We start from the raw sequence: 19,716 nt of genomic DNA, 5'->3' as shown, positions 1-19,716 counted from the left end.
GGGGGGCTTTTCACCCTACGACATCCCCAATTCCCGCTTCACCAACCTCAAGAGCTGTTTGGTGTTGATCGGCTTGAGCAGGAAATCCACCACGCTCAGGTGCATGGCGTCGATGGCATCGCGCACATGGGCGTCGCCTGAAACGATGATGATTGGCAACGCAGCCCGGTCCGAATCCCTGACCTGTCGAATCAGATCCAGCCCGTCGCACGGCGCCATCCGCAGATCGGTGATCAGCAGCGCAATGGACGGTCGGGTTTGCAGCAGGTGCATGGCACTGGTGCCCCCCGCGGCGGTAATACAACTGATGTCGTTGAGGCTGAGGATTTCGGCAAGAATCTCCCGAGCGTCCTTGTCGTCATCGACGATCAGTACCCGTTGTGGCGATTGCGATGGAGGCGCCATCATGACCTCATTGAGGGCTTCGCGCTCTTCATCACTCAAAATATCGTGATCGAACATACCCGTCTCATCTTCCCGTCGACTTCATTCTGACCGCGCAAACAGACTGAATACGCTGCGCACTTTGTCGGCTTCATGCCTGGCCATTCAGCCCCTGCCTGATGCGGTTTTACACCACGCGCCCTCGCACTCCAACGCCTTTCCTGCGACCTAAGACTTACGTCCAATGGGCACCCTCGGATAAGCGGTCGACCATGGAGCCATAACAACAAGCGGTATCGGTCATGAGCAAAGCGGACGCTTTCACCCAGGCAGGCAAAACAGCCGTGTTGCAAAACATTCACGGCACGATGCAATTCCTGCAGAAATTCCCGCCATTCAATCAGATGGAAAACGCCCATCTTGCCTATCTGGTCGAGCAATGCCAGCTGCGTTTCTACGCTACGGACGAGAGCATCATCAAGCCTGGCGATGGGCCAGTAGAGCACTTTTACATCGTCAAGCAGGGCCGCGTCGTCGGGGAACGTCCGCATTCCGCGAAGGGCGGCACCGAAACCACCTTTGAAATCACCACCGGCGAATGCTTTCCCCTAGCGGCGCTGTTAGGCGAACGGGCCACACGCACTGAGCATTTGGCCGCTGAAGACACGTTTTGCCTGCAACTGAACAAGCAGGCGTTCATCAAGCTTTTCGCGCTTTCCAGCACCTTCCGCGATTTTGCGCTGCGGGGCGTCAGCAGTTTGCTTGAACAGGTGAATCAACAAGTAAAGCAGAAGGCCGTGGAAACACTCGGCACTCAATACTCGCTGAACACCCGCCTTGGCGAACTGGCGATGCGGCACCCGGTCACCTGTTCGCCAGAAACCCCGCTGCGTGAGGCCGTGAAGCTGATGGACGAGCAGCAGGTCGGCAGCATTGTGATCGTCGACGAGGACAAAGCACCGCTCGGTATTTTCACCCTGCGCGACTTGCGCCAGGTGGTTGCGGACGTAGGCGCCGATTTCGGCCAGGCCATCCAGCACAGCATGATCCAAGCGCCCTTCTATTTAAGTCCCGACGCCAGCGCGTTCGACGCCGCCATTGCCATGACCGAGCGGCATATCGCTCACGTCTGTCTGGTCAAGGATCAGCGTCTGTGCGGCGTGGTGTCAGAGCGCGATCTGTTTTCCCTGCAACGGGTAGACCTGGTGCATTTGGCGCGGACCATCCGCAACGCCCCGCGCATCGATTCGCTGAGCAACCTACGGGGCGACATCGTCCAGTTGGTCGATCGCATGCTCGCCCATGGGGCGTCGTCGACGCAGATCACCCAGATCATCACGCTGCTCAACGACCACATGGTCTGCCGGGTCATCGAGCTGACGCTGGAAGAAAAAGGTGATCCCGGCGTTGCGTTCAGCTGGCTGTGCTTCGGCAGCGAAGGTCGCCGCGAGCAGACGCTGTATACCGATCAGGACAACGGCATTCTGTTCGAAGCCAAAGACGCCGCCGAAGCCGCCGAGATTCGCGGGCGCCTGTTGCCCATCGCCGAACGCATCAACCAGAGTCTCGCGCTGTGCGGCTTTGCGTTGTGCAAGGGCGGGATCATGGCCGGCAACCCTGAGCTGTGCTTGTCGCGGGTTGAATGGGCGCGACGCTTTGGCGCGTTCATTCGTGAGGCGACGCCAGAGAACCTGCTGTCATCGAGCATTTATTTCGACTTGCGGGTGGTCTGGGGGGACGAAAGCGGCGGCGATCAATTGCGCCAGAGCATTCTGGCGCAAGTGGCCGACAACAAACTGTTCCAGCGAATGATGGCCGACAACGCGTTGCGCCAACGGCCGCCTGTGGGCCGTTTCCGGGATTTCGTGGTGGCGCGCAAAGGCAGCGAAAAAGATACGCTGGACCTCAAAACACAAGGCTTGACGCCCTTCGTTGACGGTGCACGGTTGCTGGCATTGGCCAACGGCATCCCGGCAAACAACACCCTCGAACGGCTGCGCCAACTGGTGGCCAAAGACGTGATCGACCCACTGGACGGCGCAGCGTATGAAGAGGCCTATCACTTCATTCAGCAGACCCGCATGCAACAGCATCAGCAGCAAAGCCGACAGAATCTGCCGTATTCCAACCGGATTGACCCGGAAGTGCTGAACCATTTGGATCGTCGTATTCTGCGCGAGTCTTTCCGTCAGGCGCAGCGCCTGCAATCGAGCCTGACGTTGCGTTACCAACTTTAAGCGACCGACCATGAACCTGTTTCAGTGGCTCAAGCCACCCAAACGCGCCAAGGCGCCCGACCTCACGCCTGAACAGCAGCAGCGCCTGCACAGCCTGCCCCACGCCGCGCCGCTCAATGAGAAATCGCTGCGCCAGCAACGCTGGGTGGTGATGGACCTGGAAACCAGCGGCCTGAATATGAACCGCGACGAAGTGCTATCGATCGGCGCGGTGGTGATCGAAGACGGCGCCATCGACCTGGGTCAGCTATTCGAGCGCACATTGCTGCGTCCCGATCACAAACTCAGTCCCAGCGTGTTGATCCACGGGTTGGGGCCGAGCGCCATTGCAGCAGGCAGCGAGCCGGTCGATGCGTTGCTGGATTTCATGGCGTTCGTGGGAGACAGCCCCATGCTGGCGTTTCATGCACCATTCGATCAGCACATGCTGGGCCGTGCCTTGAAGGAAAGCCTCGGCTACAAGCTGCAACATGCTTTTTTCGACGTGGCCGACATCGCACCCATGTTGTGTCCGAAAGCGTGCTTGCGACAGGCCGGACTGGACGACTGGACCGGCTTTTTCGGGCTGCACGCCGACGAACGTCATCACGCGAGCGCCGATGCGCTTGTGACTGCGGAACTGGCGTTGATTCTCATGAGTCATGCGCGACGTCAGGACATGGACAGCCCTCTGTTGCTGGAGCAAGGATTGGCGAAGTGGCGACGCCGGCAGCAGTCGCACTCGTTTTGAACGGGTACTCACCCTCTTGAGGCTGGCGACATCTCTGTGGGCGTGAGCTTGCTCGATAGTGTGAATCTGACACCTCATATCGGTCTGGCAGAGGCCGTCGCGAGCAAGCTCACGCCTGCAACAGCGCCGGTCGCACCTTCTGAGTTGCCATTTCCTACAGCAACCGCTCAATTCATTTCGATAAGCGCCAATTGCCAGCACTCATTGGCTCTGACACAATCGCGAATAATTCTCGTTAGTTACTTTGTTCTCTTCGGTGCGTCCGTGTCGTCACTCCAAAGTCCTCAGCATCAGCTAGTCGGAACGCTCTATCGCGACCATCGCAGCTGGTTGCTGGCGTGGTTGAAACGAAACGTTGCCTGCCCGCAGCGCGCCGAGGATTTAAGCCAGGACACATTCATTCGCTTGCTCGGCCGTGAACAGCTGGAGACCCCGCGTGAACCCAGGGCGTTTCTCGTGCAGGTGGCTAAAGGTCTGTTGTTCGATCACTTCCGCCGCGCCGCGCTGGAACAGGCCTACCTCAGCGAACTGATGCTGCTTCCCGAAGCCGAGCACCCTTCGCTCGAAGCGCAACAACTGATCCTCGAAGACCTCAAAACCATCGACCGCATGCTGAGCACGCTGTCGAGCAAGGCGCGGGCGGCATTTCTGTTGAATCGTCTGGACGGCATGAGCCATGCCGAAATTGCCGAACACGTCGGGGTTTCCGTGCCTCGCGTTCGTCAATACCTGGCTCAGGGCATGCGCCAGTGCTATGTCGCGCTGTATGGCGAGCCGACATGAGCATCCCGACGCGACCGGTCCCTTCCCACGTGCTCGACGCCGCCATCGCCTGGCAGTTGTGCCTGGACTGCGGACAAGGCAGCGAGGCCGAGCGTGAAGAGTTCGCGAAGTGGTACGCGGCCAGCGAAGAACACGCCCGCGCCTGGTTGCAACTGGGCATGCTCGATCAACGCTTCATACGCACAACCGGCCCTGCTCGCACGGCGCTGATCCGTCCTCGCGAAGGCCTTGGCTGGAAAATCCGCAAAATGGGGCGTGGCGTTGCCGGTTTTGCCTTGGCCCTTGGGTTGACGCTGTTCTTTGCCGATCGCGTATTGCCCGTGAATTACTGGCTGGCCGATCAACGCACGGCGACCGGTGAGCAGCGCACCATTCGGCTGTCGGACAACACCCTCATTCGACTCAATACCCATAGCGCATTGGACGTCAAATTCGACGCCAAGCAGCGCCGGGTCATTCTTCAGGAGGGCGAAATCTTCGTCGAAACCGGCAGCCATGAAGACCCACGGCCGTTTATCGTTGAAACCGACGAAGGCCAGATGCGGGCGCTGGGGACGAAATTTCTGGTCAAGCGGCGGGGCGACGGCACGCTGCTGAGCGTGCTGCAATCGGCGGTGGCAGCCCACCCGCAGGCTACCGACAACGAGATGATCCTGCGCGAAGGCCAGCAAATGTTGATTCAGCGCCACAGCCTCGGCCCGAAGGTGGCCATGGCGCCCGGGACCGATGCATGGCTTCGCGGCATGCTGGTGGTGGACAACACGGCGCTGAAGGACGTGATCGCCGAGCTGGGCCGTTATCGCTCGGGTTATCTGGGTGTTGCGCCGGACGTCGCCGACCTGCGCATCACCGGCAGCTTCCCGCTGAACGACACCGACCTCGCCCTCAAGGCTCTGATGCCGACGCTGCCTGTGGCCATCGAACAGCGCACACATTGGTGGGTGACCGTGGTGGCCAGCGAGAACAAACAAACGCGCAAACTGTGAGAGCACGTCTCTGAATCCCGCGAAGACTGCGACTGCACGCGCGCATTCGTAAGCAAGCTCACACCCACAGAGGTAAGCCGTTGTAAACCTTGAGAACGGTCAAAATTGTAAATCTAAATTATTTTCGTTCGGCCCTATCACTTTTCAACTTTCGTGCGGCACATAGGCATTGATAACAATTCCACTCAGGAGCCGCCCATGTCCCGCACGCTTCAAACCCTCCTGCGACCCAGCCTGTTGGCGGTCGCCGTTGCCCTCGCTGTGCCGTTCGCAAGTACGCACGTCATGGCCGCTTCGCAGGCGTCTAGCGTTCGTGCGTACAACCTGCCTGCAGCCCCGCTCTCCACGACCTTGACTCAGATCGCAAGCCAGTCAGGCATCGCGCTGTCGCTGGATCCGTCGCTGGCCGCGGGTCGTACGTCAGCGCCGGTACAGGGCCAGTTCGATGCGCCAACCGCGATGGCTCAGGCACTGCGGGGCACGGGACTGCAACTGAGTCAGACGACGGCAGGCACGTACAGCCTGGTCGCTGCGCCGGAAGGTGTGATGGCGCTGCCTGAAACCAGCATCCAGGGTCGTCAGGACGGGTTCGAGAGCGCGTGGGGGCCGGTCGAGGGCTATGCCGCCACCCGCACCGCTGCGGGCACCAAAACAGATACCGCGCTGGCCGAAGCCCCGCGCTCGATCTCCGTTGCCACTCGCCAGCAGATGCAGGACCGCGCCGTACAGAACCTGGACGATGCCGTGCGCTACATGCCCGGCGTGGTCGCCAGCAGCTACGGCAGCGATAGCCGCGCCGAATGGCTGAAGATCCGCGGCTTCGAACCCACGCAATTCCTCGACGGCCTGCCGCTGCCGAAAGGCGCCTACGTCATGCCGAAAATGGAAACCTGGGACCTGGAGCGCGTTGCCGTGCTGCGCGGTCCGGCGTCCTCGGTCTACGGCCAGACCCCGCCCGGCGGCATGATCGACATGGTCAGCCGTCGCCCACAAGCCGAAGCCAGCCATGAAATCCAGGCTCAGGTCGGCAGCTACAACCGCAAACAGATCAGCTTCGACAGCACCGGCAAGATCGATGATGCGGACACCTTCGAATACCGCGTCAGCGGCGTGGTGCGTGACAGCGGTACCCAGATCGATCACACAGACGACAAACGCTACAACATTGCCCCGAGCCTGACCTGGAACATCAACCCGGATACCAAGCTGACGCTGCTCAGCATGTTCAACCGGGACGATACGGGCGTCACCAGCCAGTTCCTGCCAATCGAAGGCACCAAATACCCCTCTGCCGTTGGCCGGATCAAGTACCACGAGAACCTCGGCGACCCGAAGTGGGAAAACTACGACAAGACCTATTACGCACTGGGTTATGCCTTTGAAACGCGCCTGAACGATGTCTGGCAGTTCAAACAGAACCTGCGTTACACCAAAAGCGACCTGACCTTTCACACCATCACGGCGGGTGGTTACTTCGGCTCCGTGTCAGATGACGGAACGGTGCAACGTGGCGCCAATGTCGTGAACGAGGACATGAGCCAGTTCGCCTTCGACAACAATTTCCAGGCCGACTTCGATACCGGCGCGATCAAGCACACCGTGTTGCTGGGTGCCGACTATCAGCGCATCAATCACAACTACAAGTGGCTGTACGGCAGCGCGCCGACCAGCAATATCGTTCGCCCGATTTATGGCCAGGATTTCAGCAACGTTGCCTACACAGCGTTCCAGAACTACAACCAGAAAACCGATGACTTCGGGGTCTACGTTCAGGACCAGATGACCCTCGATAACTGGCGTCTGACCCTGGGTGGCCGTCAGGATCTGCTCAAAACCGACAGCACGTTCTACAACTCCAATCAGTCGGACGACCGCACCGACAGCGCCTTCACCGGCAACGCCGCACTGAGCTACGTCTTCGATTCTGGCTTCACACCCTACGTGTCCTACGCCGAGTCGTTTCAGGCCGAACAAGGTGGGGCCAATGGCAACGCGTTCAAGCCAGGCACTGGCAAGCAATACGAAGCGGGCATCAAATACCAGCCTCCGGGCACTGATCTGCTGTTCACCGCAGCGGCTTACGACCTGACCCGCCGCGACATCGTGCTCAGCGACATACTGGGCGTGCAGCGTCCTTTGGGCGAAGCGAAAGTCCGCGGCTTCGAACTGGAAGCCGTGGGTAACGTCACCGACAATCTGAAGGTGACAGCGTCTTACACCTACGCCAACAGCAAGATGACCAAAGTCACGGACCCCCTGGACAAGAACCGTCCATTGCCGCTGACGCCTGAAAATGCCGCTTCCATCTGGGCTGACTACACGTGGCACACCGGTCTGCTCGATGGCTTCGGCTTGGGCTTCGGCGCGCGTTACATCGGCGAGACCGACAACATCGCCATTGGCAGCTACGGCTTTGTTGCAGATTCGAATTACGGCCACAGCAACGCCTACACCGTGTACGACGCTGCCGTTCATTACGATCTGGGCCGCATGAGCAACTCGCTGAAAGGCGTGAGCGTGGCGCTAAATGCCAACAACGTCTTCGACAAGGAATACATCTCCACCTGCGACGGCTTCTACTGCTACTACGGCGACCGCCGCAATGTACTCGCCAGCGTGAACTACAAATGGTAATCGTTTAAACTCCTGAAGCCGTAAAACAAGGGCCGCTCGCAATAGCGGCCCTTTTGCTTTCGCTCAACCCGGTACCCGCACCATGAAGAGCCAAACCATCCGCCGCTGGTCGTTCATCCACACGTGGAGCAGCCTGGTCTGCACGCTGTTTCTACTGATGCTATCGATCACCGGCTTGCCGCTGGTGTTTCATCACGAGATCGAGCACCTGCTCGGCGATGCGCCTGACATCAAAGAAATGCCCGCCAACACGCCGCGCATGGACCTTCAGCAGCTGGTCACAGCGGCCGAAGCCCACCGCCCTGGCGAAGTCGTGCAGTACTTCGGCTGGGACGAAGACGAGCCCAATGGCATGTATGCCTTCATGGGCAAAACCGCGGGCGGCGACCCTAACGACACGCACACCTTCATGCTCGACGCGCGCACCGGCGAAGCGGTCGAGACGCCTTCGGCCAATGGCGGCTTCATGATGGTGATGCTGCGTTTGCACGTCGACATGTACGCCGGGCTGCCCGGCAAGCTGCTGCTGGCCTTCATGGGGCTGCTTTTTGTATTAGCGATTGTTTCAGGCGTCGTGCTGTACGCGCCGTTCATGCGTCGGTTGGATTTCGCCACCGTTCGCCCGAACAAATCGAACCGCGTGCGCTGGCTCGACCTGCATAACCTGATTGGCGTGGTGACGCTGACGTGGGCGACCGTAGTGGGCGTCACCGGGGTACTCAACGCCTGCGCGGACCTGGTGATTGCCCAATGGCGCAACGACTCACTGGCCGCCATGGTCGCGCCCTACAAAGACGCGCCGCCGCTGACCGATCGGGCTCCAGCGTCCCGTTTGCTGGATATCGCTAAATCCACCGTGCCCGGTGCCGAGCCTTCGTTCATCGCGTTTCCCGGTTCGCGTTTCTCCAGCGAGCATCACTACGCGGTGTTCATGAAAGGCGACACGCACCTGACGTCGCACTTGCTGACGCCCGTGCTGATCGACGCGAAAGACCTGACCGTCACGGCCATCGTCAGCAGCCCGTGGTACATGGATGCGCTGCTACTGTCGCAACCGCTGCACTTCGGCGATTACGGCGGCATGCCGATGAAGATCCTTTGGGGCGTGCTGGATGTGCTGACCATCATCGTGCTCAGCAGCGGCCTGTATCTCTGGTGGGTGCGCCGACGAGCAGCCGCGACCGCCACTGTGCGTCAGGCAGTGGAGGCGGCATGACCCGACATAAGAAACATTCGGCGTTCTGGAAGACCTTCGGCAAACCGACCTGGATCGCCGCCCTGACCGCCGCCGGCCTGTTCGCTGCGCTTCTGGGCGACGGCGCGTGGGATGTGCTGTCTTGGGTCGGCATGGGCATCCCGGCGTGGCTGAGCCTCAAGGGACTGGTGGTGCGCAAACGGGTATAACCTTGAGAAACCTGCGTTTGCACGATTGACACACAGAACCCGTGTTCAAACCTGTTCGCAACAACGATGGGCAGAGATGCGGGTATCGGCGCTCGCCCATCGCATCCCGCCAGACACCGCCCGATTAAAGACCTGACATGGCTGTCAGAAAACACCCTCAAAACGCTATAACACGTCCTACCTCCCCCGGCCCTTAAGCCCCTCAAGCAAGCGCGCCCCATTGCTACGATCAGTGTTGAGCCCTGACAGGGGATCCTTAATAGCGACAGGGAAGCACAACATGGCGCTCGACGCTTTTTTAAAGATTGAAGGCATTCCTGGCGAAGCCCTGGATGAACAATGCAAGGACTGGATTGAAATCACCGGGTATTCATTCGGCAGCTATCAGAGCGCGTCCGTGACGGCGAGCTCAGCAGGCGGCGCGACATGAGGACGGACCACGCTGAGCAATTTGACACTGACCAAAACGCTGGACAGGTCGAGCTGCAAATTGATGGCAGCCAACTGCGCTGGAGAGCACTTCAAAGAAGTGAAGCTTTCCGTGCATCGTGCAGGGGGCGACAAGATGAAGTTCTACGAAATCATTCTCGAAGAAGTGATCATCGCTGAATACAACCAGCACGCCAACGGCGGTCTTCCCACCGAGCTCATCCAACTCAACTATGGCCGAATCCGCTCAACCTACACCCTGCAAAAAAGAAATGATGGCAGCGCTGCAGGTACCGTGACTGGCGGATGGGACAGGATCGGCAACAAGCAATATTGCTGAGTGGGGCATGTCATGGAATTCGAACGCACTCAACATGTCGGGCATTACGGTGTCGTGTTTACCCTCATTCACTTCACCGTGCAGCCGGGCGATGCAGTAGCCTTGAGAACGATCAAGTTCCCGGAGATAACCAGTAGCAACTACGAAGTCACCCGGCTGATAGAGGAAACGTACGATCGAATGCCCGCGCAAGGGCGGCCTTGCCGGATGGTGCTTGGAGTATCACACCCTATGAGCCGAGCCTCTGCTGACTTGCTCAACGAGCAGAAAGCTACGATAGCAAGTCTGGTTGGCTATATGGGTGGAAAACTGGCGTCATCTTTGGGTAGCGTTGCAGCAAAAATCGCGGGAGTATCAACCTCCTCAGCGACCAAAAAAAGGCTGCCAAACTTTCACGCCGGGGACGTCATCGTCAGTATTGACGCTCAAGTGTCAGGTGGTATCGGCCCACAACGGTCGTCAGCATCTTTGGTTATTAAAGTAAACGGCGGCCGCTAGTGGGGACGTGTATATCTCTCGCAATCGTAGCGATTGTAACCTGGGGTGTGCATCGAATCGTGATACCTAGGTTCTATCAATGCCTGGCAGGTCTTGCGCTTATCACCTTCTACTTCAAATACGTGATTTCATGGATTGTCGCTGTGGAAGAGGTACAGGCTACGTACTTTGTGGATTATCAAATGCTGCTCTTTGGCATCTTTTTTCTTGGGGTGGACCTGCTGATATACAGCTGGTGGCGTAACGAAAAACCCAAGTAGCCATTCGCACCGCAAGGCTGCACCGAGGATCGACGCAAGGTCTGCTGCTTATTGGAAAATTGCGAACGGATCGAATTTATCGATCCGCACGCGACAGCGAGACATTGCATGGCATCAAGCCTCTGACTAGTCTTAAGGCCGGTTCGCTCAGAGGAATGTCCATGTCTCCCAGCATGACGCTGTATCACAACCCGGCCTCGCCATTCTCGCGCAAAGTGCGGGTTCTGCTTCACGAAACGGGACAGACAGGCAGGGTCAACCTCAAGCCGGTGAATGTCACGCCCGTCAATCCAAACCCCGAGGTGTGCCACGACAATCCCTGCGGAAAAATCCCCGCGCTGGTTCTCGCGGACAACCACGTCATCCACGACAGCCGAGTGATCCTCGATTATCTGGACCATCAGCACGTCGGCAATCCGCTGATCCCGCGAGAAGGCTCGGCTCGCTGGCGGCGTTTGACCTTGGCGTCGTTGGCCGACGCGGTGCTCGACGCTGCCGTGTTGATCCGCTACGAGACCTTTCTTCGCCCTCAAGACAAACAGTGGGAGGAATGGCTGGCGAACCAGAGCGAGAAGATTGCCCGCTCCCTGGAGTATTTCGAAAACGAGGCTGTGACTGAGTTGAGCGCGCACTTTGACATTGCCTCGATCAGCCTCGCCTGTGGCCTGGGCTATCTGGACTTTCGCCAGCCGGATCTGGGCTGGCGCAGCACCTACTCCCGTTTGGCCAGCTGGTATTACGATGTCAGCCAGCGCCCGTCGATGTTGGAAACACAGCCACCCGTTTGAGTGTTGCCTGTAGGGGCGCGCTTGCCCGCGAGCGCTTGATACCTGCCCGCGATGGTGGCACTGACCCACCCCCATCGCGGGCGAGCGCGCTCCTACAGATCACATTGAGTTCTTGGGCAAGCCATCCTGAAAGCCGCTCGCCTAACTGCTGATCCTCCCGCAACCCCAGCCAGCGACTCATTCGGCCACCCCCGAAGGGACGTCGGCAGGTTTGGCCGGGCGTTGTGCGATGGCGTACCAATCGAGTTTGCGGGTCAGCACCATGAACACCCCCAGCAAACCGAACAGCAGCAGCGAGCCCATCAGCAATGCGTAATCCTCAGCACTGAGCAACCCATAGAGCAACGCGTACAGCGTGCCAAGTCCGATACCGAAACCGACCCCATGGACCACGCCGCCCAGCACATGGGAGACGTAAAAGCTGATGAGCGCGACGCAGACCGTGGCGGACAGCAGGTACGCCAGACCAAAACCGATGTGCTCAGACAGCGACAATAGCAGCAGGTAAAACAGCGCCAGCGCCGCGCCGACCAGCGCGTATTGAACCGGGTGTACGGCCAGCCCCTTGAGCACTTCGAACAGCAGGAAACCAGCGAACGTCAGCGCGATGAACAGCAGCGCGTATTTGATCGAGCGATCCGCCTTCAGGTACTGATCGACCGGTGAGATGAAGCTGACGCCGAAGCTGCGGGCCGTGAGCTCAGCGCAAATTTTCGACGCCGAGCAGTGATTGAGAATGTCCTGCACATTGGTCGAAAAGAACGAGGTTTCCCAAGTGGCAGTGAAACCGGTGTCGGACACGTTGCGAGCGCTGGGCAGGTAATCGCCGATGAAGCTGGGGTGCGGCCAGTCGGCTGACAGAGCCACGCGGCTGGATTTGCCCACGGGCGTGACCTGAAGCTGCCCAGTGCCTTGCAGGCGCAGATCGAACGCGAAGCTCAGCGTCCTGTTTTCAGCGCCGTTTTCCGTTGGCAGCATGACCCTTACGCCCTCACCGAGCAGCGGAACATCCGTGCCGGGCACGAAATCGAATTTTTTGCCGTTCAGGTCCAGTTTCAAACCGTCTTCAATCCCACGGACGTCGCTGATGCCAATCGCCAGGAACGGCTCGTCAAAACGGTAGTTCTTGTACGCGTCGCCTAACCCGAAACGTTCAGGCAAAACGAAATTGCCCTTGATTGTGTTGGTCGCGTGATACAGCCGCGCCTCGTAAATGCCCCGCGCGCGGACCTCAGTCTGGACCTCGCCGTCGAGGGCGAATTGATCGGGGAGAAAATACAGCCGCCCTCGCTCTTCGACGGGCTCTTCGTAACGTTGTTGAGTGACGTCGCTGTGGCGAGACACCTGAATGGTCCTGCGATAAGGCACGATCAGCACGGGGCCGGTCAGTTGTTGGCTATAGCTGGAACTGCGAGCGATGTCGTGGATCACAACGCTGCGCCGACCCTGTCGGTCCTGAATGATCCCGTTGATCATCATCAGCGGAATCAGCAGGAGCAGCATCAGCAACCCGATCATTCCCAGTTTGTACAACGACATGCCTTTGTTCATGCGACTCTCCCGGTTTTCGATGGGGAGAGTGTGCAAAGCCGATGTGGAGGGATGATGGGGTGAATATGGAGAGTGTGTGGAGAAATCCGGTGGTATCTGGCCGAAGGCCGTGGGACCCGCTTGCTGACGAAGCCGATATGTCAGCCAACTGCCACGCCGCTGACCCAATACATTCGCCAACAAGCCCGCCCCCCAGGCATCAGGTCGCGAGCGTCAGAACCACTCGCACGCCGCCTTCAACATTGCCAATACGCAGTTCACCACCGTGCAGCTGTGCGACTTCCTCAACGAAATTGAGTCCAAGTCCCGTGCTTTTACGGCCACTGTCAGGCCTTGGCAGCGAATAAAAGCGCTCGCTCAGACGTGGCAATGCGTAGTCAGGAATGGCGTCGGCGCTGTTGAACAGGCTGACACGCACCCGCTCGCCCTCTTGTTCGGCAGTGAATCGTAATGTGCCGTCGTTCGGGGTGAAATCCAGCGCATTCTCCAGCAAGTTGGCGAGCGCCTGCCGCAATAGAAAAGGTTCGCCGGTGATGCACAGGCCAGGCGTGATCAGTTGCTCGATCTTCAACTGCTTGCGTTCGATTCGCCCCCACTGGGCGGCGAGAATGTCATCAACCAACGCCACAACGTGCACCACGACAGGCTCCTCCAGCGTCTGCCGCTGCTCGACCGTCGCCAGATTCAACAGCCGCTCGATCAACTGCTGCATGCGTGAGCTTTCACTGTCGATGTTGTCGATGAAACGCCGGCGTTGCTCGCCGGGCATGTCCTCGTGAAGCAATTCCGTCGCACCGCGAATGGCCGCCAACGGGCTCTTCAGCTCATGCGTCAACGTATGCACGTAGCGCTCAACGTAGGCTTTGCCCTCCAGCTGCGTACGCATGTGTTCAACCGCGTGTGAGAGTTGCGCCAGCTCGCCGCCTCGGTAATGCGGCAACTCGGCGCGCCGCCCTTCGCTCACCGCCTGCGCATAGCTCGTCAGGCGCCGTAACGAATAGCTCAGCCAGCCTGACAACAGCGCCGCAAACATCGAGCCCAAGACCATCAACCCCGCGCCATACCACAGCAAACGGCGCTCGGTTCGGTCCACATAAGGCTGCAGAGAGCTGTTGGGCTTGGCGACCGTTACAACGCCGATGATCCGGCCGTTGTCATGAATCGGCGCGCCGACGTGCATCACGGAGGAGTTCGGGTCTTGCGGATCACTGCGGGTCGAGCGCGCACCGTACTCCCCTCGTAAGGTCAGGTAGACGTCATTCCAACGGGAATAATCCTGCCCCACGGCTTCGCCGCTGGAATCGAGCAGCACGATGCCTTTGGCATCGGTGACATAGACGCGGTTGTTCACCTGATTTTTCGGCAAACCCCAGATGGTCGCGGCGGGTTGACGCAGGCCGTAGGCCTTCAGCACCTCGGGAAATCGGCTTTGGCTCAGGGTGCCGTTCTTGACGTCTTCGCGCAGGACTTCGGCGAGCAGGTTGGCGGTGTCGACCAACGTTTCTTCCGTTGACTGACGAACGCCGGGGCGCACTTCCTTCATCACCGTGCTGAGGACGAAATAGCCGGTCAGTCCGATGAACAGCGCGTAGACCAGAAAAATCCGGATGCTCAGGCGCATCAGCTGCGATCCGGACTGAAGCTGTAGCCCAAGCCGCGATGGGTCTGGATCTGCTCCGCTTCGGCCTCGATCACTCGTAATTTGGCCCGCACGCTCTTGATGTGACTATCGATGCTGCGCTCATAACCAGCGTCGCTGGGCACGCCGACCGCATCGAGCAACTGCTCGCGGCTGAACACTCGCTGCGGTTGCTTGAGCAAGCACTGCAGCAGCCGGAATTCGTGACGGGTGAGGTTCAGTGGCTGTCCGCGATAGCGAATGAGCATGCGATCGGTGTCGATCAAAAAATGACCAGCAGTGGGCGAAGGTGACTCGGCCCGAGGCGCCATGCGCTTGAGAATGGCCCGAACCCGCGCGGTGACTTCCCGAGGGCTGAAGGGCTTGACCACATAGTCGTCTGCACCGATTTCAAGGCCCACCACCCGATCGAGTTCGCCATCGCGGGCGCTCAGGAACATCACCGGTACTTCGGAGAAACGGCGCAGTTGCTTGCAGGCTTCGAAACCGCTGATATCGGGCAGGCCGATGTCCAGGATGATCAGGTCCGCAGGGGTCCGGCGTTGATGCTCGACCGCCGCCTGCCCCAGCGTCAGCCAAGTGGTGGTGAAACCCTCGCCCTGCAAGGCATAGACGAGGGTGTCGGCGATGGCGGCTTCGTCTTCGACAATCAGAATGTGAGGCATGGCATCCGAGCGCTTGGAGTAAAGCCGGAACGGTGCCGGATATCAGCACCACACGTCAATCCGCGCCGCTTGCCGTCAACCTTGCGCCGTTATCAGCACTCTGGCTTGTCAGCGGTGTAGCGACGGGCCGGGTTCACCGCGGCACCGAACTCACGCAGCGCCTTGGCCCCGATCAACAGCGGGTAGTTGAAGTGGCTGCGATCCACGAGGTTCACTTCAACAGTGCGTTTGACGTTACCCAGGCACAGTTCGAGATCCACGACCGGGCGTTTGGTCGGATCGACCGGCTCATCCTCGTCCTCGCCGTCCGAGCGGCCTTTGATCCGGCTGATGCGCGACACCTTGTGTTCGTAGACTTTGTTATCGGCGTCTTTGGTCGCCAGACGGAAGCGCACCCAATCGTCGCCATCCCGCTTGAACAGCTCGATATCCTTGGCCGACAACGAAGCAGTGAGCGCGCCGGTGTCCATTTTCGCCTTGAAGGTCTCACCAAATTCCGAGACCTGGATGTACTCGTAGCGACCGTACAACGTCGGTTCGGCGGCCATGACAGGCAACGCCAGCAAAGACAGAAGCGCCAGAAGGGATTTCACGTAACAGATTCCTCGCAATGGGATGGGCATCAAACGCGCCCGATTTTAGACCGCAACTTTGGTGTTCGTTCGCTTACAAAGAAGAAGTCAAGTTACAGGTAACGCCGTGAAACATTTGTCCACACCCGCTGGATTTGGCTGCATTGCCCAAGCTGCTTATCATGCCTGCCCTTCCCTCAACCCTGAGTGATTTATGCGTCACCTGCTTACCGGAATCGCTGTCACGCTGCTGCTTCTGCTCAACACACTGGTGCTGTTCGGGCCGCTGATGGTCTTCGCGTTGCTCAAACTGGTGTTTCAGAGCGAGATGCGCGACCGCTGCTCGTGGGCCGTGATGTGGATTGCCGAGACCTGGGCCGAAATCAACAAGCTGATCTTCAAGCTGTGCATCCCGACCCGGTGGGAGATCAACGGCGACAAGGGCCTGCGCGACGACACGTCGTATCTGGTGATCAGCAACCATCAATCGTGGGTCGACATTCCGGCGCTGGTGCAGGCGCTGAATCGCCGAACGCCGTTTTTCAAATTTTTTCTCAAAAGAGAACTGATCTGGGTGCCGTTCCTCGGCCTGGCGTGGTGGGCGCTCGACTACCCGTTCATGAAGCGCTACACCAAAGCCTTTCTGGCCAAACACCCCGAGCTGAAAGGCAAGGACCTGGAAATCACCCGGGAAGCCTGCGAGCTGTTCAAGCGCCAACCCGTGACCGTGGTGAACTACCTGGAAGGCACCCGTTTCACACCGGCCAAACACGCGGAACAGGGGTCACCCTATCCCTACCTGCTCCGCCCCAAGGCCGGTGGCGTGGCATTCGTCCTGGCCGCGATGGGAGAACAACTCGACGCCGTGCTGGACGTGACCGTCGTGTATCCCAGCGAGCGCATTCCCGGCTTCTGGGACCTGATTTCAGGGCGGGTCCCCAAAGTGATCATCGACATCAACACCCGTGAGCTCGACCCCGCCCTGTGGCAAGGCGACTACGAAAACGACCCGGTGTTTCGCGAATACGTACAGGACTGGGTGAACCGGCTGTGGACCGAAAAAAACGCGAGGATTGCCGAGTTGCGTGGGAATGAATCCACCCGATAAGTCGTGGCAGGAGCGCGCTTGCCCGCGATAGTAGTTCATCAGATACAGCGATGCTGACTGACACGCCCCGTTCGCGAGCAAGCTCACTCCTACAGCAATTGCGGTGTCCCGAGGGACGAGCGCACCCGCAACAAGCCTTCACGCAGAGATTCCAGCAGCGCTCCTTTCGTGTAGGCGTGAGCTTGCTCGCGATGGCGATGCATCTGTCGACGATGGTGTTGCGGCTGCCCACGCCTTCGTGGGCAAAATCACTTCGCCCCCCACACCCCACTCAACGCCGACAGCGCAGAGCCGCTGGCGCCTTGCTGACCGAGGTACTGCAAGATCAGCGGGACGAACTGGCCGACCATGCTGCCGTCCATGCCCAATGCGCCGAAAGCTTTAGTCACGTCGCCCATGCTTTGCACGTTACCGAGCGCATTGTTGACGGCGGACTGGCTGCCGGCGTTGCCAAGCATGCCACCCAGCCCGCCGAGGCTGCCAAGTGCGGAGGTACCGGCGAGTTGGTCAAGGCCAGGGACCGACTTGCTGAGTTGCGAGTAATCATTGCCAGACAGTTTGTTCTTGGCCAGGCCCAGCAGTGCGCCGGTGCCGCCGACGGCTTGCTGTGGGGAGACGTTCAGTTGTGTGCCAAGGGTGTTGAGCAGTCCGGCAGCTTCAGGCGCAGCGGTGGCTTTCTGTTGGCCGCCGGTGGCGCTGGAAACGGCATTGGCCGCGTCGTTCAGATTGAATGCCAGAGCCGGTGTCGCGGCGAGTGCCATCAGAGTCGCCAGAACAGCGCCGCGTGCGTGTTTGCGTGAAACGTTCATTGAGCCAACCTCACGTACAGGAGAACCGGCCAAGGCCGGCATAACTCCGCGTTGGACCGCTGCTCAGGGGGAAGTTCAAACGTGCCCGCCCTCGTCGTGTGCCCACACTCGACAATTGCCGCGCCCTTAACCTTTCTCGATATAAGCCCGGCTTGAACGAAGAAATGCGCGCCGTCTCGGGCTCACCAAGTAGACCTTGCTCAACGGCCAGCAGGCCTCGCGGCAAGGTCGTTCACGGCGTCGCGACCTCAATCAAACGTTGCGGCTCGAAAACCCGCGCGAGTTGGCGGGTCCACAGCGCCGATCCCGCTTTGAGGGGTGGGCGCTTGCTGAACGCGTTGGCAAAACGCTCGCCGTTACGCAACTTCTCTCGCAGAAACAAGCCGGAACAGAAATCAAAAATTCCCTAAGCAAATACGGAAACGCCTTACACCGTCTAAAGCTGGGACCTGCGCCAAACGTAAAAAGGCGACCCGAAGGTCGCCTTTCATTTACCGGCATTGGCTGCTGGCTTACGCCGCGCTGAACATCTTGTGTGGGTCGATCACGAATTTCTTCGGCACGCCTGCGTCGAATTCGCCATAACCGCGTGGCGCGTCGTCAAGGCTGATGACTTGCACGCCGACCACTTCGGCGATGTTGATGCGGTCCCACATGATGGCTTGCATCAGGGCGCGGTTGTACTTCATCACCGGCGTCTGGCCGGTGTGGAAGCTGTGGGACTTCGCCCAGCCCAGGCCGAAGCGAATGCTCAGGCTGCCCACTTTCGCGGCGGCGTCCACGGCGCCCGGGTCTTCAGTCACGTACAGACCCGGAATACCGATCTTGCCAGCCACGCGCACGACGCCCATCAGGGAGTTCAGGACCGTCGCCGGGGCTTCGGACTTCACGCCGTCATGACCATGACCGCGGGCTTCAAAGCCGACGGCATCCACAGCGCAGTCCACTTCAGGCTCACCCAGCAGTGCGGCGATCTGTTCGTGCAGCGGGGTGTCTTTGGAGAGGTCGGCGATTTCGAAACCTTGCGCCTTGGCGTGGGCCAGGCGCACCGGATTGACGTCGCCGACGATCACCACCGCCGCGCCCAGCAGACGTGCCGAGGCAGCCGCCGCCAGACCGACAGGACCGGCACCGGCGATGTACACCGAGCTGCCGGGGCCGACGCCAGCCGTCACGGCGCCGTGGTAACCGGTTGGAAGAATGTCGGAGAGGCAGGTCAGGTCGCGGATTTTCTCCATGGCCTTGTCACGGTTCGGCAGTTTGAGCAGGTTGAAGTCGGCGTAGGGCACGAGGACGTATTCGGCCTGGCCGCCGGTCCAGTCGCCCATGTCCACGTAACCGTAAGCGCCACCGGCACGGGCCGGGTTGACGGTCAGGCAGACACCGGTGTGTTGTTCCTTGCAGGACCGGCAGCGGCCGCACGCCACGTTGAACGGAACCGACACCAGGTCGCCGATTTGCAGGTTCTCGACGTCGCTGCCCTTCTCGATCACTTCGCCAGTGATTTCGTGGCCCAGCACCAGACCAACTTGGGCGGTGGTACGGCCGCGAACCATGTGTTGGTCGGAACCACAAATGTTGGTGGAAACGACGCGCAGGATAACGCCGTGTTCGATCTTGCGACCCCGTGGGTCCTGCATTTTGGGATAGTCGATTTTCTGTACTTCGACCTTGCCTGCGCCGAGATACACCACACCACGATTACCAGACATGCTTTCACCTCGCTGAATTGTTGTTATGGATACAGCTGTGTCGCGGAGAAATGCGTTGCTTGGGTGTTGCCGCAACGCAATGGTTGCTCTGGGTAGTTCGTTTGTTCTTTTCGATCTTGCGTCGCTTGTAAATCCGCCATCGCGAGCAAGCTCACTCCTACAGTGGATCGCATAACCTGTAGGAGTG

Annotated in this window: 17 protein-coding genes and 1 pseudogene; 11 read left to right on the top strand and 7 right to left on the bottom strand. The window is 59.5% G+C overall.

All coding sequences use genetic code 11. The annotated features are described in order from the left end of the window. Positions 1-15: 15 nt before the first annotated feature. Positions 16-462 carry a response regulator gene (locus tag B3N48_RS19850; RefSeq protein ID WP_166595652.1) on the bottom strand — a complete coding sequence of 149 codons (447 nt, stop codon included), beginning with the start codon at positions 460-462 and terminating at the stop codon, positions 16-18. Between the two features lie 224 nt (positions 463-686). Here B3N48_RS19850 and B3N48_RS19845 point away from each other — a divergent pair, with 224 nt between their 5' ends. The 10 genes and pseudogenes from B3N48_RS19845 (at position 687) to B3N48_RS19800 (ending at position 11,473) form a co-directional block, all read left to right on the top strand. Then, complete coding sequence (locus B3N48_RS19845) at positions 687-2,621, top strand: putative nucleotidyltransferase substrate binding domain-containing protein (RefSeq protein WP_296186691.1); 1,935 nt, start codon at positions 687-689, stop codon at positions 2,619-2,621. Positions 2,622-2,631: 10 nt separating this feature from the next. Further along, the gene (locus B3N48_RS19840; protein WP_296186688.1) at positions 2,632-3,351 is read left to right on the top strand and encodes a 3'-5' exonuclease; all 720 of its coding nucleotides are present in this window, start codon (positions 2,632-2,634) and stop codon (positions 3,349-3,351) included. A 264-nt stretch (positions 3,352-3,615) separates the two neighbouring features. After that, entirely contained in the window at positions 3,616-4,134 is a 519-nt protein-coding gene (locus B3N48_RS19835) for an RNA polymerase sigma factor (RefSeq protein WP_296186685.1), read from the top strand. Beyond that, positions 4,131-5,120 carry a FecR family protein gene (locus B3N48_RS19830; protein WP_296186683.1) on the top strand — a complete coding sequence of 330 codons (990 nt, stop codon included), beginning with the start codon at positions 4,131-4,133 and terminating at the stop codon, positions 5,118-5,120. Before B3N48_RS19835 ends, B3N48_RS19830 begins: the two co-directional genes overlap by 4 nt. 198 nt (positions 5,121-5,318) lie before the next feature. After that, positions 5,319-7,754: a TonB-dependent siderophore receptor gene (locus tag B3N48_RS19825; RefSeq protein ID WP_296186681.1), complete on the top strand. Its 2,436-nt coding sequence runs from the start codon at positions 5,319-5,321 to the stop codon at positions 7,752-7,754. A gap of 82 nt (positions 7,755-7,836) precedes the next feature. Then, positions 7,837-8,970 (top strand): PepSY-associated TM helix domain-containing protein, encoded by a 1,134-nt coding sequence (locus B3N48_RS19820; RefSeq protein WP_296186678.1) that lies wholly within the window; start codon positions 7,837-7,839, stop codon positions 8,968-8,970. Beyond that, positions 8,967-9,158, top strand: a complete 192-nt coding sequence (locus B3N48_RS19815) for a hypothetical protein (protein WP_296186677.1) — start codon at positions 8,967-8,969, stop codon at positions 9,156-9,158. The genes B3N48_RS19820 and B3N48_RS19815 overlap by 4 nt, the downstream gene beginning before the upstream one ends. Positions 9,159-9,438: 280 nt before the next feature. Next, positions 9,439-9,927: pseudogene (locus B3N48_RS19810) on the top strand (Hcp family type VI secretion system effector). Between the two features lie 12 nt (positions 9,928-9,939). Then, positions 9,940-10,425 carry a hypothetical protein gene (locus tag B3N48_RS19805; protein ID WP_296186675.1) on the top strand — a complete coding sequence of 162 codons (486 nt, stop codon included), beginning with the start codon at positions 9,940-9,942 and terminating at the stop codon, positions 10,423-10,425. A 433-nt stretch (positions 10,426-10,858) separates the two neighbouring features. Then, on the top strand, positions 10,859-11,473 hold the full coding sequence (locus B3N48_RS19800; RefSeq protein ID WP_296186822.1) for a glutathione S-transferase: 615 nt from the start codon (positions 10,859-10,861) through the stop codon (positions 11,471-11,473). A 177-nt stretch (positions 11,474-11,650) separates the two neighbouring features. On the opposite strand, the gene creD is transcribed toward B3N48_RS19800, so the two are convergent. From creD to B3N48_RS19780, 4 genes are all read right to left on the bottom strand, one after another. Beyond that, complete coding sequence (gene creD / locus B3N48_RS19795; RefSeq protein WP_296186674.1) at positions 11,651-13,024, bottom strand: cell envelope integrity protein CreD; 1,374 nt, start codon at positions 13,022-13,024, stop codon at positions 11,651-11,653. A 199-nt stretch (positions 13,025-13,223) separates the two neighbouring features. After that, on the bottom strand, positions 13,224-14,645 hold the full coding sequence (gene creC / locus B3N48_RS19790) for a two-component system sensor histidine kinase CreC (RefSeq protein WP_296186673.1): 1,422 nt from the start codon (positions 14,643-14,645) through the stop codon (positions 13,224-13,226). Beyond that, entirely contained in the window at positions 14,645-15,328 is a 684-nt protein-coding gene (creB, locus tag B3N48_RS19785) for a two-component system response regulator CreB (protein WP_296186672.1), read from the bottom strand. Before creB ends, creC begins: the two co-directional genes overlap by 1 nt. A gap of 92 nt (positions 15,329-15,420) precedes the next feature. Then, the gene (locus B3N48_RS19780; RefSeq protein ID WP_093468517.1) at positions 15,421-15,921 is read right to left on the bottom strand and encodes an ATP-dependent zinc protease; all 501 of its coding nucleotides are present in this window, start codon (positions 15,919-15,921) and stop codon (positions 15,421-15,423) included. A gap of 193 nt (positions 15,922-16,114) precedes the next feature. Here B3N48_RS19780 and B3N48_RS19775 point away from each other — a divergent pair, with 193 nt between their 5' ends. After that, complete coding sequence (locus B3N48_RS19775) at positions 16,115-17,008, top strand: acyltransferase (RefSeq protein WP_296186669.1); 894 nt, start codon at positions 16,115-16,117, stop codon at positions 17,006-17,008. 248 nt (positions 17,009-17,256) lie between these two features. On the opposite strand, the gene B3N48_RS19770 is transcribed toward B3N48_RS19775, so the two are convergent. Both B3N48_RS19770 and fdhA read right to left on the bottom strand, forming a co-directional pair. After that, positions 17,257-17,817 (bottom strand): DUF2780 domain-containing protein, encoded by a 561-nt coding sequence (locus B3N48_RS19770; protein WP_296186668.1) that lies wholly within the window; start codon positions 17,815-17,817, stop codon positions 17,257-17,259. 512 nt (positions 17,818-18,329) lie between these two features. Further along, positions 18,330-19,529, bottom strand: coding sequence for a formaldehyde dehydrogenase, glutathione-independent (fdhA, locus tag B3N48_RS19765; protein ID WP_296186667.1), 1,200 nt, complete (start codon positions 19,527-19,529; stop codon positions 18,330-18,332). Positions 19,530-19,716 lie beyond the last annotated feature (187 nt).

It is taken from the genome of Pseudomonas sp. UBA1879 (assembly GCF_002338065.1).
GTDB lineage: Bacteria > Pseudomonadota > Gammaproteobacteria > Pseudomonadales > Pseudomonadaceae > Aquipseudomonas.
Note: the sequence above shows the minus strand (reverse complement) of the source record. Positions and strands in the feature narration are given on the sequence as shown.